Source organism: Kitasatospora indigofera (assembly GCF_014655955.1).
GTDB lineage: Bacteria > Actinomycetota > Actinomycetes > Streptomycetales > Streptomycetaceae > Kitasatospora > Kitasatospora indigofera.
The window spans coordinates 132,194-145,938 of record NZ_BNBO01000002.1 but is presented as its reverse complement, the minus strand read 5'-3'; the positions used below and the strand labels follow the sequence as shown (position 1 = coordinate 145,938).

The window sequence follows — 13,745 nt, the reverse complement described above, 5'->3', positions numbered from 1 at the left end:
GACGAGTACCGACGTACGCAGCCACCAGCGACCCGGGGACGGTGCGAGCCCGGGGGTGTGCACGGCGGGAAGATCACCCCGGAGCCGCCGGAAGAACGGCCCACCGGCCCAGTAGACCCGGCAGCAAGCCCAAACAAGAGGGCCGCAGTCACCATCGCGGCCAAGGAGGGTGGTACCGCGGGGCGGCATGCCGTCTCGTCCCTCCGTCGGATCAGGCCCACGTATCCGCCGGAGGCAGAAACCGCGATGAGCACCTACAACCCCGTCCCCGCCCAGGTGGACCTCCCCGCCCTCGAACACCGGATCCTGAGCTTCTGGCAGGACAACAAGGTCTTCCAGCAGAGCCTGGAACAGTCCGAGGGCCGCCCGGAGTGGGTGTTCTACGAGGGCCCGCCGACCGCCAACGGCATGCCCGGCGCCCACCACATCGAGGCCCGCGTCTTCAAGGACGTCTTCCCCCGGTACCGGACGATGAAGGGCTACCACGTCGCCCGCAAGGCCGGCTGGGACTGCCACGGCCTCCCGGTCGAGCTGGCCGTCGAGAAGGAGCTGGGCTTCTCCGGCAAGCAGGACATCGAGACCTACGGCATCGCCGAGTTCAACGCCAAGTGCCGCGAGTCCGTCACCCGCCACACCGACGCCTTCGCCGAGCTCACCACCCGGATGGGCTACTGGGTCGACCTGGACGAGGCGTACCGGACGATGGACCCGTCCTACGTGCAGTCCGTCTGGTGGTCGCTGAAGCAGATCTTCGACAAGGGGCTGCTGGTCCAGGACCACCGCGTCGCCCCCTGGTGCCCGCGCTGCGGCACCGGCCTGTCCGACCACGAGCTGGCCCAGGGCTACGAGACCGTCGTCGACCCGTCCGTCTTCGTGCGCTTCCCGCTGACCTCCGGCCCGCTGGCCGGCCGGGCCGCCCTGCTGGTCTGGACGACCACGCCCTGGACGCTGGTCTCCAACACCGCCGCCGCCGTCCACCCGGACGTCACCTACGTGGTCGCGACCGACGGCACCGAGCAGCTGGTCGTCGCCGAGCCGCTGCTCGCCAAGGCCCTCGGCGAGGGCTGGGAGGCCACCGGCGAGCGGTTCACCGGCGCCGAGATGGAGCGCTGGGCCTACCGCCGGCCCTTCGACCTGGTCGAGATCGAGGACGCGCACTACGTCCTCAACGCCGAGTACGTCACCACCGAGGACGGCACCGGCATCGTCCACCAGTCCCCGGCCTTCGGCGCGGACGACCTCGCGACCTGCCGCAAGTACGGCCTGCCCGTGGTCAACCCGGTCCTCGCGGACGGCACCTTCTCACCCGAGGTCCCGCTGGTCGGCGGCATCTTCTTCAAGAAGGCCGACGAGTCGCTGGTCAAGGACCTCCAGGAACGCGGGCTGCTGTTCCGTCACCTCCCGTACGAGCACAGCTACCCGCACTGCTGGCGCTGCCACACCGCGCTGCTGTACTACGCGCAGCCGTCCTGGTACATCCGGACCACCGCCGTCAAGGACGCGCTGATCCGCGAGAACGAGGCGACCAACTGGTTCCCCGAGAACGTCAAGCACGGCCGCTTCGGCGACTGGCTGAACAACAACATCGACTGGGCGCTCTCCCGCAACCGCTACTGGGGCACCCCGCTGCCGATCTGGCGCTGCGAGGAGAACCACCTCACCTGCGTGGGCTCGCTCGCCGAGCTCTCCGAGCTGACCGGCACCGACCAGAGCGACCTCGACCCGCACCGCCCGTACATCGACGACGTCACCTTCGACTGCCGGGAGTGCGGCGGCACCTGTACCCGGGTGCCCGAGGTGATCGACGCCTGGTACGACTCGGGCTCGATGCCCTTCGCCCAGTACGGCTACCCGTACCAGAACAAGGAGCTGTTCGAGAAGCGCTACCCGGCGCAGTTCATCTCCGAGGCGATCGACCAGACCCGCGGCTGGTTCTACACGCTGATGGCCGTCGGCACCCTGGTGTTCGACAGGAACAGCTACGAGAACGTGGTCTGCCTGGGCCACATCCTGGCCGAGGACGGCCGCAAGATGTCCAAGCACCTGGGCAACATCCTGCAGCCCATCCCGCTGATGGACCAGCACGGCGCCGACGCCGTCCGCTGGTTCATGGCGGCCGGCGGCTCGCCCTGGTCGGCCCGCCGGGTCGGCCACGGCACCATCCAGGAGGTGGTCCGCAAGACCCTCCTCACCTACTGGAACACCGTCGCCTTCCAGGCCCTGTACGCCCGCACCACCGGCTGGGCGCCGTCCGCCGCCGACCCGGCCCCGGAGCTGCGCCCGCAGCTCGACCGCTGGGTGCTGTCCGAGCTGCACACCCTCGTCCGCGAGGTCGACGCCTCCCTGGAGGCCTACGACACCCAGCGGGCCGGCAAGCTGCTCTCCGGCTTCGTCGACGACCTCTCCAACTGGTACGTCCGCCGCGGCCGCCGCCGCTTCTGGCAGGGCGACAAGGCGGCCCTCGCCACCCTGCACGAGGCCCTGGAGACCGTCACCCGCCTGATGGCCCCGCTCACCCCCTTCATCACCGAGCAGGTCTGGCAGGACCTGGTCGTCCCGGTCGTCCCCGGCGCCCCGTCCTCCGTCCACCTGGCCGGCTGGCCGGTCGCGGACGAGTCCCTGATCGACACCGACCTCTCCCGCCACATGGCCCTGGTCCGCCGCCTGGTCGAGCTGGGCCGCGCCACCCGCGCGGAGTCCGGCGTCAAGACCCGCCAGCCGCTCTCCCGCGCCCTGATCGCGGCCCAGGGCTGGGACGAGCTGCCCGCCGACCTGCGCGCGCAGATCGCCGAGGAGCTCAACGTCACCGCCCTGGAGTCGCTCGCGGCCGTCGGCGGCTCCCTCGTCGACACCACCGCCAAGGCCAACTTCCGCGCCCTCGGCAAGCGCTTCGGCAAGGGCGTCCAGGACGTCGCCAAGGCCGTCGCCGCCGCCGACGCGGCCGCCCTCGCCGCCGACCTGCGCACCACCGGCACCGCCACCGTCGACCTGAACGGCGAGCCGGTCGCCCTCTCCCCCGACGAGGTCATCATCACCGAGACCCCGCGCGAGGGCTGGGCGGTCGCCAACGAGTCCGGCGCCACCGTCGCCCTGGACCTCCACATCACCCCGGAGCTCAAGCGCCTCGGCATCGCCCGCGACGCCATCCGCCAGATCCAGGAGGCCCGCAAGAACTCCGGCCTCGACGTCGCCGACCGCATCGTCCTGCGCTGGACCGCCACCACCGACGAGACCACCGAGGCGATCACCGAACACGGCACCCTGGTCGCCGAAGAGGTCCTCGCCCTCGACTTCACCGCCGGCCCCGCCGACTGGGACTCCGAGCCCTTCACCGACGAGTCCCTCGGCCTGACCTTCCAGCTCCGCAAGGCCTGACCCACCCCCGAAGCGGCCGCCCCCTCCCCCGAGGAGGCGGCCGCTTCGCCGTACCCACCACGGACCCTGCCCCCTCCGCTTCCACCCCTCCCCGCTCCCCCCAGCCCTACCCCTCCACCCCCTCACCCCCTCCACCCCCTTACCCCCTTACCCCTTACCCCCAGCGAGAGGGTCGCGCTGCGCGAGGGGGCGGCGGACGGGGTGGGTACGGAGGGGGGCGTGGTGCGCGATTATCGGACTGCCAACGGCGAGAACCCGGCACACGAGGGTCGGCAGTCCGATAATCGTGCAGCCCCCCGTAGTACCCACCCCGGGAGCCGGCCCCGCAACCACCCACCCGAGAGCAACCACCGCCCGAGCCCCGCGCGCAGCGCGCCCCGCCTCGGCCCCGCCACCACCCTCGGCACCGCCGCCCTCCTCTCCGCCGTCGCCCTGATGGCCACCTCCGGCTACCTCATCTCGTACGCCTCCGAGATGCCCCCGGTCCTCTACCTGATGATGGCCGTCACGGCCGTCCGCGCCTTCGGCATCGGCCGCAGCGTCTTCCGCTACGCCGAGCGGCTGGTCTCGCACGACGCCGTCCTGCGCACCCTCGGCACGATCCGCACCGCCGTCTACGCCCGCCTCGAACAGCTGGCCCCGGCGGGGCTGCCGGCCTTCCGCCGGGGTGACCTGCTCTCCCGGCTGGTGGCGGACGTGGACGCGGTCCAGGACCACTACCTGCGCTGGCGGCTGCCCGCCTCGATCGCCGCCGCCGTCTCGGTGGTGTCGGCGGTCGGGCTCGGGCTGTTCCTCCCGGCGGCGGGGGCGGTCCTCGCGGTGGGCCTGCTGCTGGCGGGTGCGGTCGTACCGGCGGTGGCGGCCCGGCTGTCGGGGCGGACGGAGCGCCGGCAGGCGCCCGCCCGGGGCGAGCTGGCCAACACCGTGGTGGACACCTTCACGGGGACCGCCGAGCTGACCGTCGCGGGCGCGCTGCCGCGCCGGCTGGCGGCGGTCCGGGCGGCGGACGCCGACCTCACCGCACTGGCGGGGCGGTCGGCCGCGACCACGGCGCTCGGCGCGGGGCTGGTGGCGCTGCTGACCGGGCTGACGGTGACGGCGGCCGCGGCGGCCGGGCTGCGGGGCGTCGCGAGCGGGGCGCTGGCGCCGGTCTGCTTGGCGGTGGTGGTGCTGACACCACTGGCCGCCTTCGAGGCGGTGGCCGGGATGCCGCTCGCCGTGCAGGCGCGGGAGCGGAGCAGGGCGGCGCGGGCCCGGCTGGCGGACGTGCTGGAGGCCCCACTGCCGGTGGCCGAGCCGGCCGCCCCGGTGCCGCTGCCCGCCGAGCCGCTGCCGATCGCCGTCCGGGGGCTGAGCGCGCGGTACCCGGGCGGGGAGCGGGACGCGCTCTCGGACGTCTCGCTCACCCTGTCGGCGGGCCGCCGGATCGCGGTGGTGGGGCCGTCGGGGTCCGGCAAGAGCACGCTGGCGCTGACGCTGCTGCGGTTCCTCGACCGGACGGCGGGGACGGTCACGCTGGCCGACGGCTGTCCACAGGCTGTGGACAGTGCCCGGGCCTCCTCGGACGACGTCCGCCGGGTGATCGGCCTGTGCGCCCAGGACGCGCACGTGTTCGACAGCTCGCTGCGCGAGAACCTGCGGCTGGCCCGGCCCGGTGCCACCGACGAGGAACTGCGCGCGGCGCTCGCGTCGGCCCGGCTGCTGGACTGGGCCGACACCCTGCCGGCCGGTCTGGACACCATGGTGGGCGAGCACGGCGGACGGCTCTCGGGGGGCCAGCGCCAGCGCCTGGCCCTGGCCCGCGCCCTGCTCGCGGACTTCCCCGTGCTGGTGCTGGACGAGCCCGCCGAGCACCTCGACCTGCCGACCGCCGACGCCCTCACCGCCGACCTGCTGGCCGCCACGGCCGGCCGCACCACCCTGCTGATCACCCACCGGCTGGCCGGCCTGGCCGCCCCGGGGGCGGTGGACGAGATCCTCGTCCTCGACCGCGGCCGGGTGGTCGAACGCGGCGGCTGGGCTGACCTGACCGCCGACCCCGGCAGCCGGCTGCACGCGATGTGGCAGCGCGAACAGGAGGCCGACGGCCTCCTCCTGCTCGACGCGCGCTGACCCCCGCCCTCCGCCCCCCGCCCTCCTGCCTCCGCCCCCCGCCCTCCTGCCTCCGCCCTCCTGCCTCCGCCCTCCTGCCTCCGCCCTCCCCCCTCCCGCCCTCCCCCCTCCCGCCCTCCGCCCTCCGCCCTTGCCCCTCCTCCCTCCGCCGACGCGCCGCTCCCCCGTCCGTCCGGCCGTCCAAATCCACCCAAACTAGGCTCGTCCCATGGCCCGCACCCCCGACCGCGATCCCGCCCCCGAGCACCCCGACCACGCCACCGCCCGCGACCCGGCCGGCGCCTCCACCCACGCCCCCACCCCCGCCGGCGACCTCACCCCCGGACCGCACCCGGCCGTCCACCGGGTGCCCGAGATCGCCTCGCTCGGCCTGGACACCCTGGTCACCGAGGTGGCCGAGCGCCTGCAGTCGGCCGCCGCCGTCACCGACCGGATGCAGCGGCTGCTGGAGGCCGTCGTCTCGGTCGGCGCGGGGCTGGACCTGCACGCCACGCTCCAGCGGATCGTGACCGGGGCGGCCGAGCTGGTCGACGCCCGGTACGCGGCGCTCGGCGTGATCTCGCCGACCGGCCACGGGCTGGCCGACTTCATCCACGTGGGGGTGGACGTGGAGACGGCGGCCAGGATCGGCGAGCTGCCGGCGGGCCGGGGCATCCTGGGCGCGCTGATCGACCGCCCGGAGCCGCTGCGGCTGACCGATCTGGCCGCCGACCCGCGCTCGGCCGGGTTCCCGCGGCACCACCCGCCGATGACGTCGTTCCTGGGCGAGCCGATCCGGGTGCGCGGCGAGGTGTTCGGCAACATCTACCTGACCGAGAAGACCGGCGGCGGGGCGTTCACCCCCGAGGACGAGCAGGTGCTGCACGCGCTGGCGGCGGCGGCCGGGGTGGCGATCGAGAACTCCCGGCTGTACGAGGAGGGCCGGCGCCGCGAGCGGTGGATCGCCGGGGCGAACGCGGTGACCACCGCGCTGCTCTCCACCGACGAGGCTCAGGTGGCGCTGACGGTGGCGGCCGAGCAGGTCCGCGAGCTGGCCGGGGCCGCGCTGGGGATGATCCTGCTGCCGACCGGCGGCGGGCAGCTGCGGGTCTCGCACGCCTCGGGGGAGGCGGCCGAGTTCGTGACCGGCGAGCTGGTCCCGCAGAGCGGGTTCGCGGCCCGGCTGCTGGAGGGGGAGAGCGTCTACCTGGACGACATGTCGGGCGACCCCACGGTGGAGATCAGGCTGGCCCGGACCTTCGGGCCGTCGATGGCGGTGCCGATGGTGGCCGCCGGGCGGGTGCTCGGCGCGCTGGGGGTGTGGCGCAGCAAGGGCGCGACGCCGTTCACGGAGGCCGAGAAGCAGCTCGCGCAGACCTTCGCCTCGCAAGCCGCGCTGGCCCTGCGGCTGGCCGAGGCCCAGCGCGACCGGCAGCGGCTGGCGGTGTTCCAGGACCGCGACCGGATCGCCCGGGACCTCCACGACCTGGTGATCCAGCGGCTGTTCGCGACCGGCATGATGCTGGAGAGCGCCGCCCGGCGGGCGGTGGTGCCGGAGGTGCAGACCGGCATCGGCAAGGCGGTGGACGAGCTGGACGCGACCATCCAGGAGGTCCGCACCACCATCTACGCCCTGCAGCACGACGGCCAGGGCGACGAGCCGGACACCCTGCGGACCCGGGTGCTGCGGGAGGGCAGTCAGGCCGCCGCCGCCCTGGGGTTCAAGCCCTCGGTGGCCTTCACCGGGCCGGTGGAGAGCCTGGTGGGGGAGAAGGCGGGCCGTCAACTGCTGGCGGCCCTGCGCGAGATGCTCTCCAACACGGCCCGGCACGCGCGGGCCTCCCGGGTGCGGGTGGATGTGGACGCCACCGTCCACCTGGACGACGAGGGGCGTCCCGTCTCCGGCGACCCGGACTCGCTGGACCGGGCCGGGCGGCCGGGGGTGCTGCTGTCGGTGACGGACGACGGGGTGGGGATCCCGGAGGGCGGCCGGCGCAGCGGGCTGCGCAACCTGGCCCGCCGGGCGGAGGCGCTGGGCGGGGACGCCTGGCACGAGCCGGGGCCGTACGGCAAGGGCACCTCGGTGCGTTGGACGGCCCGGCTCTGACGACGTCGCAGGCAACGCGAAGTGTGCACTTGGTGAAAGTTTAACGAGGGAGAACTTCCCGGCCAACGGAGCAAGTTGTGCATTTGCTGCCCTTCCAGAGCGCTCGTGTGCACACATAGCTTTGCCTCGTCTCGCTGAACGGACGGGGGGAGCAGTGGACGCGTCGGCCCGCGGTCGCGCCGTATCACCAGGTTTAGGCAAAGCAGGGCCGAGGGGTGGGTTCCGGACCGAGCGGGGGCCCGACGGCCGGTACCGGTGGCAGCTGAAGGCGTCGAACGGGCGGCTCGTCGCGGTGTCACCGGCGGCGTTCGAGACGCCGGCCGAGGCCGAGCGGAGCTTCGAGAACCTTCGGGCGGCCGCGCCGGAGCTGGTCGCCCGGATCACCCATGTCCGCGACGGCATCGGCTGGATCTGGGTCGTCCCCGGAGCGCGGGGCCTGCCCGAGATCCGCTCCAGCCGTCCCTACGAGCGGTACGCGACCTGCCAGAACGCCTTCCGCCGGTTCGTCGTACTGCTCGGCCGGCTGACCGAGCCCGCCGGGGATCCGGCACAACACCCTTCGGAGAGCAGACGGTTGAGACCCACCGATGCCCGCTGAGGCACGCGGGCCGCGACTGCTGACCGTGCACGGTGCGGACCGCGGGGTCGGCTGGGCGATGCGCGCCGCCAACGGCCGGCAGCTCGCCGTCGGCGCCCGGAGCTACCGTGGCGAAGCGGAACTCTCGACCGCCATAAGACAGTTGCTCATCGAACGGGCCGCTCTGCGCTGTACCGTCGGACAGTCGGAGGCCCGGCTGTGGGTCTGGACGGCCTACCTCCCCCCGCGCAGCACCCGGCCGGGCGCCGAGGAGGCCGAGCCGATCGCCCGCAGTGCCCGCGGCTACCTGCGCCGCGACCAGTGCCAGGGCGGTGTCGACAGCTTCCTGGCCGCGCTCCAGGCCCTCGGCCGGGAGCTGCGCCGCACCGGGCCGGGTGACCGGTGGTCCTGGTGAATCGCAGGTTTCCGGCAAGGTCCCGAACCGCCACCGAGAGAAGAACGTCGACGGCCCCCCGGCTCCGCCCCGCCCGCTGCCATCCCTTCGATGACCTGCGCGGACGTCCGAGCGCCGTCCGGTGCGCCGGGCGCCGCCGCCGGCCCGGCGGCCCTTCCGGGGGAACGGCCCGCCGGACAGGATCAGGTCTGCCGGAGCGGCCGCCGCGGACTCCGGCCCCGGGCCTCATCAGGGTCACGGGTAGCGATGTACGTCTCTCCCACCGGAGGAATCGGAACATGCGCAAGACCGCTGCCAAGCTGCTCACCGCCGCCGCCCTCGCGACCTCGCTCGTCTCCGTCGCGAGCGGCACCGCGATGGCCGACCCGTCCGTAGTGCCGGCCACCCAGGACATCGTGGGCGTCGGCTCGGACACCACGCAGACCGTTCTGAACCAGTTCTCGACCGACTACAACGCCTACCTCACGGGCCTGGGCGACACCACCTCCCCGCGCCTCTACAGCTTCGACGCGACCGGCTCGGCGACCATCACCGCCAAGGCCGGCACCACCGCCTTCGCCCGCCCGAACGGCTCCGGCGCCGGCATCACCGCGCTGAACCAGACCAGCCCGTCGGTCCTGCCGATCGACTTCGCCCGCTCCTCGCGCGCCCCGCAGACCGGTGACCTGACGACCGACATCTTCGTCGGCTTCGCCAAGGACGCGGTGACCTGGTCCGCCAAGTCCACCGGCAGCAACGCCCCCGCCAACCTGACCACGGCGGACCTGAAGAACATCTACAACGGCACCTACACCACCTGGAACCAGATCACCGACATCGCGGGCTACACCGGCCCGAACGTCACGATCAAGCCGTACCTGCCGCAGGCCAGCTCCGGCACCCGTTCCTTCTTCCTCAAGGCCATCGGCGTCACCACCCTGGGTGCCAACGTCGTCACCGGCCCCGAGGAGAACGAGGGCACCGACGTCGCCCTCAACGACGCCAACGTGATCTTCCCGTACTCGGTCGGTCACTACGTGGGCCAGGTCTACGGCGGCCACTCCTCCGGGACCGACGCGGCCGGCGTGCTGAGCCTGCGCTCGATCAACGGTGTCGCCCCGCTCACCGCGAGCAACACGATCAACCCGACCTTCGCCAACCCGACGTACGGCCGCACCCTGTACAACGTGGTCCGTAACGCCGAGTGGACCGCCACCACCACCAAGGGCATCGCCCTGCGCAACATCTTCGGCACCAGCGGCTGGATCTGCACCAACGGCGCCGCCGACATCGCCAGCTACGGCTTCCTGACCATCGGCGGCTGCGGCAGCACCACGCACATCTGATCCACCGCCAGGCACATCCGATCCACCGTCGCACACCGTCGGCCGGGGGCCTCGCGCCCCCGGCCGACGGCCGCCCGGAGCCGTCCGCGGCCGCGGCCCGGGCGAGGTGCGCGACACGTACCGCCGGTCCGTCCGGGCCGGCACCCTCGTGCGCCTCGCCCGGGGCGGTGAGCCGGCCGCCGGGGTGGGTCCCGCCAGTGGCCCGCCGGCGGCAGGGGGTGCGGCCGCAGTCGCGTCCGGCCTCCCGAAGCACCACCCGCACCACCCTGCCCAGTGCGCATCCCAAGGAGACCAGCATGTCCCGCACCAGCGTTCGCCTCGCCGCCACCGCCGCCACCGCGGTCCTCGCCGTCACCGGTCTCTCCGGTGCGGCCGCCGCCGACACCACCCCGGCCCCGGCCACCGCGGCGAGCGGCAGCGTGGTGGTCCACGAGAGCACCGCGTTCATCCAGCAGACGGCCGCGGCCGGCGTCGTGGTGGTCCCGCTCCCCTCCGGCCAGCCCGGATACGACAGCGCCACGGGCTTCTCGGCGACCTTCCCGGCCACCGGCGGCGACGCCAACCTGCAGGCCTACTACGACAAGATCGACCTCGGCGGCGGCCTGCTGTTCGTCAACCTGCTCACCGGCAGGACCGCGATCTTCAAGCAGCTGGCCTTCCAGGCCGACACCTGGAAGCTCACCGGCGTGCCGCTCGGCGCCACCGCCCCGGTCAACCTGCTCTCCCCGGCCGGCGACAACCAGATCGGCCGCACCGGCACCACCCAGACGCTGGAGGCCTCGGACCTCAAGGTCGACGCCGAGGGCGCCCAGTACGTCGACGGCAAGCTGAACACCACCTTCTTCCAGGGCGGCCAGTCCATCGGCTCGCTCTCGATCAGCTTCACCCCGGCCGGCTGACCGACGCCCCCGGCGGCCGGGTGGCCGCCGCCGCGGTGCCGAGGTGCGGACCCACGTGTGCTCCCGCGTGGGTCCGCACCGCCGTTTCGATCAACTTGCTTGAAAAGTGAGCGTGTTGTGGCCTCGTACATCCCGCCGACCGGATCCGGCCATCTCCGGCTGGCCGAATGGGTACGCACCGAGACCGTTGGTCCGCCCGCTCAACTGTCCCTCACCCGCGCACTGTTGCTGCGCATTCGCCCGGAGGTGCCCGCCATGAGAGTCCGCCTGCCAGACCCGAGACACCAGGGGTGGTGGCGGAGGAGGCTGCCTGCGCTCGCGCTCGCCTGGGCCGTGGCCGCCACGCTCGCGGTGCTGCCCCTGGGCCTCGGGCCGGTCACCGAGGCGCGGGCGGCCGCCGGGGTGACCGTGGAGGGGCCGGAGATCTGGGACCCGGCCACCGGGACGTACGGGGCGAAGGGCCAGGTCTCGGTCTCGCACGGCAGGAACCTGACCAACGAGGTCGTCCAGGTCTCCTGGAGCGGCTTCACGCCGACCGTGAACTGGGACGGCACGCCGGCCAGCCTGGTCCGGGAGTTCAGCGCCGACGTGATGTACCCGGTGCGGATCTACCAGTGCCGGGGCACCGACCCGAAGCCGACCGACTGCTACGGCAACACGATGTACGGCGGTGACCCGGCATTCGGCTTCGAGCAGCCGAGCCGCCCGGACGGCACCACCACCCCGGACTTCCCGTCCAACCACCGGATCGCGGTGACCGGCCCGGACGGCTCCGGCACGGCCAGCATCGAGGTCTGGACGTCGACGCAGAGCCCCTCGCTCGGCTGCGACGCGACCCACCCCTGCTCGATCGTGGTCGAGCCCAACTACGGCGGGGACCCGCTCGACAACTTCGGCCACCGGGGCGCCGCCGACTGCTCCGACCACTCGTTGGACATGGACTTCGAGAGCAACACCGCCACCGACCTGGTCTTCACCGGCCTGGAGAACCCGAAGACCCACAACCGCACCGGCGAGCAGTGCGCCTGGACCCACCGCGCCGTCGTGCCGCTGGAGTTCGCGCCGACCGCGGCCGACTGCAAGGCGGCCGCCGCGGACTTCAACGCGGCCGGGCTGGAGATGGCCAACCGGGCCCTGCAGCAGTGGCGTTCGGGCCTGTGCAAGGGCGACGCGCCGCTGAACCTGCAGTACAGCTTCGCCGGTGGCGAGCCGCAGGCACGCGGGGACTTCCTCGCCGGGTCGGGCCCCGACATCGCCCTCACGGCCCGGGCCGACACCGGGGCCGCGCCGCGGCCGTACGTCTACGCGCCGCTGGCCACCACCGGGATCTCGGTGGTCTTCGTGGTGGACGACCCGAACACCGGCCGGCAGATCCGGAACATGCGGCTGAACGCCCGGCTGCTGGCCAAGCTGCTCACCCAGTCGTACACCTTCGGCGCCTCGGACATCGTCTCGGTGGCGGGCAACCCGTCGAACATCTTCGGCGACCCGGAGTTCCAGCAGCTGAACCCGGCCTCGCTGAACGGGGGCGCGGCCTGGCCGGTCTTCGCGGGCCCGGACATGCTGCCCGTCGTCCTCGGCGGGACCACGGACCTCGTCCACCAGCTGACCTCGTGGATCGCCTCGGACCCGGAGGCGTCCCAGTTCCTCCAGGGCTCGCCCGACCCGTGGGGCATGCACGTGGACACCTTCTACCTGCGGCCCAAGTTCGCCGGCTATCCGGTGGAGGCGCTGCAGCCGCAGGACTTCTCCGGCATCCCCGGGGAGACCGGCGACAAGGCCGTCTGGAAGCAGTGGGAGTGGAACCCGATGCTCGGCGGCCTGGGGCAGGTCGGCCGCAGCGTGCTCCAGTTCCAGGGCACGGCCCTGCGGACGGACGCGGACGGGAACGGCAACCACGTCCGGGTCGCCGCACAGACCATCGGCCAGCGCACCATGTTCGCGATCCTGGACGCCGGGCAGGCCAAGGCCTTCGCCCTGCCGGAGGCCGCCCTGCGGAACCCGGCCGGCGCCTTCGTGGCACCGAGCCTGGCCTCGTACCAGGCGGCCGTCGCCGACATGCCCGTCGACCCGGTCAACGGCACCCAGCACCTGCCCTACGGCGCCGACGGCACGCCCTTCGCCCAGGACCAGGGCGCGTACCCGCTGACCACGGTGCAGTACGCCATGACGCCGACCTCGGGCCTGTCCGCGGCCAAGGCCAAGGCGGTCTCCACCTTCCTCAAGCGGGTCACCGACCAGGGCGAGGGCCAGATCTACGGTCTCAACCCCGGCCAGCTCGCCCCCGGATTCCTCGGGCTGACGCCGGCCCAGCTGGCGCAGGCCAAGGCGGCCACGGCCCACGTCGCCACCCAGGACGGGGCGTTGCCGGGCAACCAGACGGCCCCGCCGGCCGAGGGGGCCGGCACGGGCGGGTCCTCGTCCTCCGGCGGGGGCGGCGGACCGGCCGCCGGCGGCGCCGGCGGTGACGTCGGCTCCGGCGGTACCGCGGGCGGCACCGGTTCGAGCGGCGGCACCGGCGGGACGAGCGGTGACACCTTCGGGGCCGGCACCTCCGGCGGCGCGGCCGCCGCGGCCGGTACCGCGCCGGCCGCCGCGAAGCCCGGCGCCTCGCCGTCGGCCTCCGCGAGCGGGGGCGCGCTGGACGCGGCGCCGGTGGCGGCCGGCCGGCCGGCCCCGGACCGCGCCGGTACCGCCCGGCTACTGCTGCCGGTGGCCCTGATCGCCGGCCTGGTGCTGCTGGTGGGCGGCCCGGCCGCCCTCGTCCTGGGCGGCACCCCGGCCGGCGGCCGGATCGTGGCGGGCGTGCGCTCCGGCTGGGCGCGGCTGCGCGGGACCCGGCCCTGACCGGCGGTCCGTCCGGCGGGTGAGGACCTCCGGCGGGGCCCCGTCCAGGCCCCGCCGGAGCGCCCCGCCGGACGGGTCCGCCCGAAACTCCTTCCGCACCGAGTCCCGA

7 protein-coding genes and 1 pseudogene are annotated in these 13,745 nt (G+C 73.8%); all 8 read left to right on the top strand.

Features of this window, described 5'->3' with window-relative positions:
• The first annotated feature begins 246 nt into the window (after positions 1–246).
• The 8 genes and pseudogenes from ileS (at position 247) to IE329_RS02595 (ending at position 13,636) form a co-directional block, all read left to right on the top strand.
• Positions 247–3,375, top strand: a complete 3,129-nt coding sequence (ileS, locus tag IE329_RS02630; protein WP_190209122.1) for an isoleucine--tRNA ligase — start codon at positions 247–249, stop codon at positions 3,373–3,375.
• 234 nt (positions 3,376–3,609) lie between these two features.
• Positions 3,610–5,487: pseudogene (cydC, locus tag IE329_RS02625) on the top strand (thiol reductant ABC exporter subunit CydC); the annotation flags it as partial.
• Between the two features lie 208 nt (positions 5,488–5,695).
• The gene (locus IE329_RS02620) at positions 5,696–7,573 is read left to right on the top strand and encodes a sensor histidine kinase (protein ID WP_190209121.1); all 1,878 of its coding nucleotides are present in this window, start codon (positions 5,696–5,698) and stop codon (positions 7,571–7,573) included.
• 292 nt (positions 7,574–7,865) lie between these two features.
• Positions 7,866–8,171 carry a hypothetical protein gene (locus tag IE329_RS02615; RefSeq protein ID WP_190209120.1) on the top strand — a complete coding sequence of 102 codons (306 nt, stop codon included), beginning with the start codon at positions 7,866–7,868 and terminating at the stop codon, positions 8,169–8,171.
• Positions 8,161–8,565, top strand: coding sequence for a hypothetical protein (locus IE329_RS02610; RefSeq protein ID WP_190209119.1), 405 nt, complete (start codon positions 8,161–8,163; stop codon positions 8,563–8,565). The genes IE329_RS02615 and IE329_RS02610 overlap by 11 nt, the downstream gene beginning before the upstream one ends.
• A gap of 278 nt (positions 8,566–8,843) precedes the next feature.
• Complete coding sequence (locus tag IE329_RS02605) at positions 8,844–9,890, top strand: substrate-binding domain-containing protein (RefSeq protein WP_190209118.1); 1,047 nt, start codon at positions 8,844–8,846, stop codon at positions 9,888–9,890.
• Between the two features lie 296 nt (positions 9,891–10,186).
• On the top strand, positions 10,187–10,789 hold the full coding sequence (locus tag IE329_RS02600; protein ID WP_190209117.1) for a hypothetical protein: 603 nt from the start codon (positions 10,187–10,189) through the stop codon (positions 10,787–10,789).
• A 255-nt stretch (positions 10,790–11,044) separates the two neighbouring features.
• A complete protein-coding gene (locus tag IE329_RS02595; protein WP_190209116.1) occupies positions 11,045–13,636 on the top strand; it encodes a hypothetical protein in 2,592 nt (863 codons plus the stop codon).
• The last annotated feature ends 109 nt before the right edge of the window (positions 13,637–13,745 follow it).

Bases quoted from the DNA above. Each gene is read 5' to 3' on its own strand.
- ileS (WP_190209122.1), top strand. From the start codon at position 247: ATGAGCACCTACAACCCCGTCCCCGCCCAGGTGGACCTCCCCGCCCTC.
- IE329_RS02620 (WP_190209121.1), top strand. From the start codon at position 5,696: ATGGCCCGCACCCCCGACCGCGATCCCGCCCCCGAGCACCCCGACCAC.
- IE329_RS02610 (WP_190209119.1), top strand. From the start codon at position 8,161: ATGCCCGCTGAGGCACGCGGGCCGCGACTGCTGACCGTGCACGGTGCG.
- IE329_RS02605 (WP_190209118.1), top strand. From the start codon at position 8,844: ATGCGCAAGACCGCTGCCAAGCTGCTCACCGCCGCCGCCCTCGCGACC.
- IE329_RS02600 (WP_190209117.1), top strand. From the start codon at position 10,187: ATGTCCCGCACCAGCGTTCGCCTCGCCGCCACCGCCGCCACCGCGGTC.
- IE329_RS02595 (WP_190209116.1), top strand. From the start codon at position 11,045: ATGAGAGTCCGCCTGCCAGACCCGAGACACCAGGGGTGGTGGCGGAGG.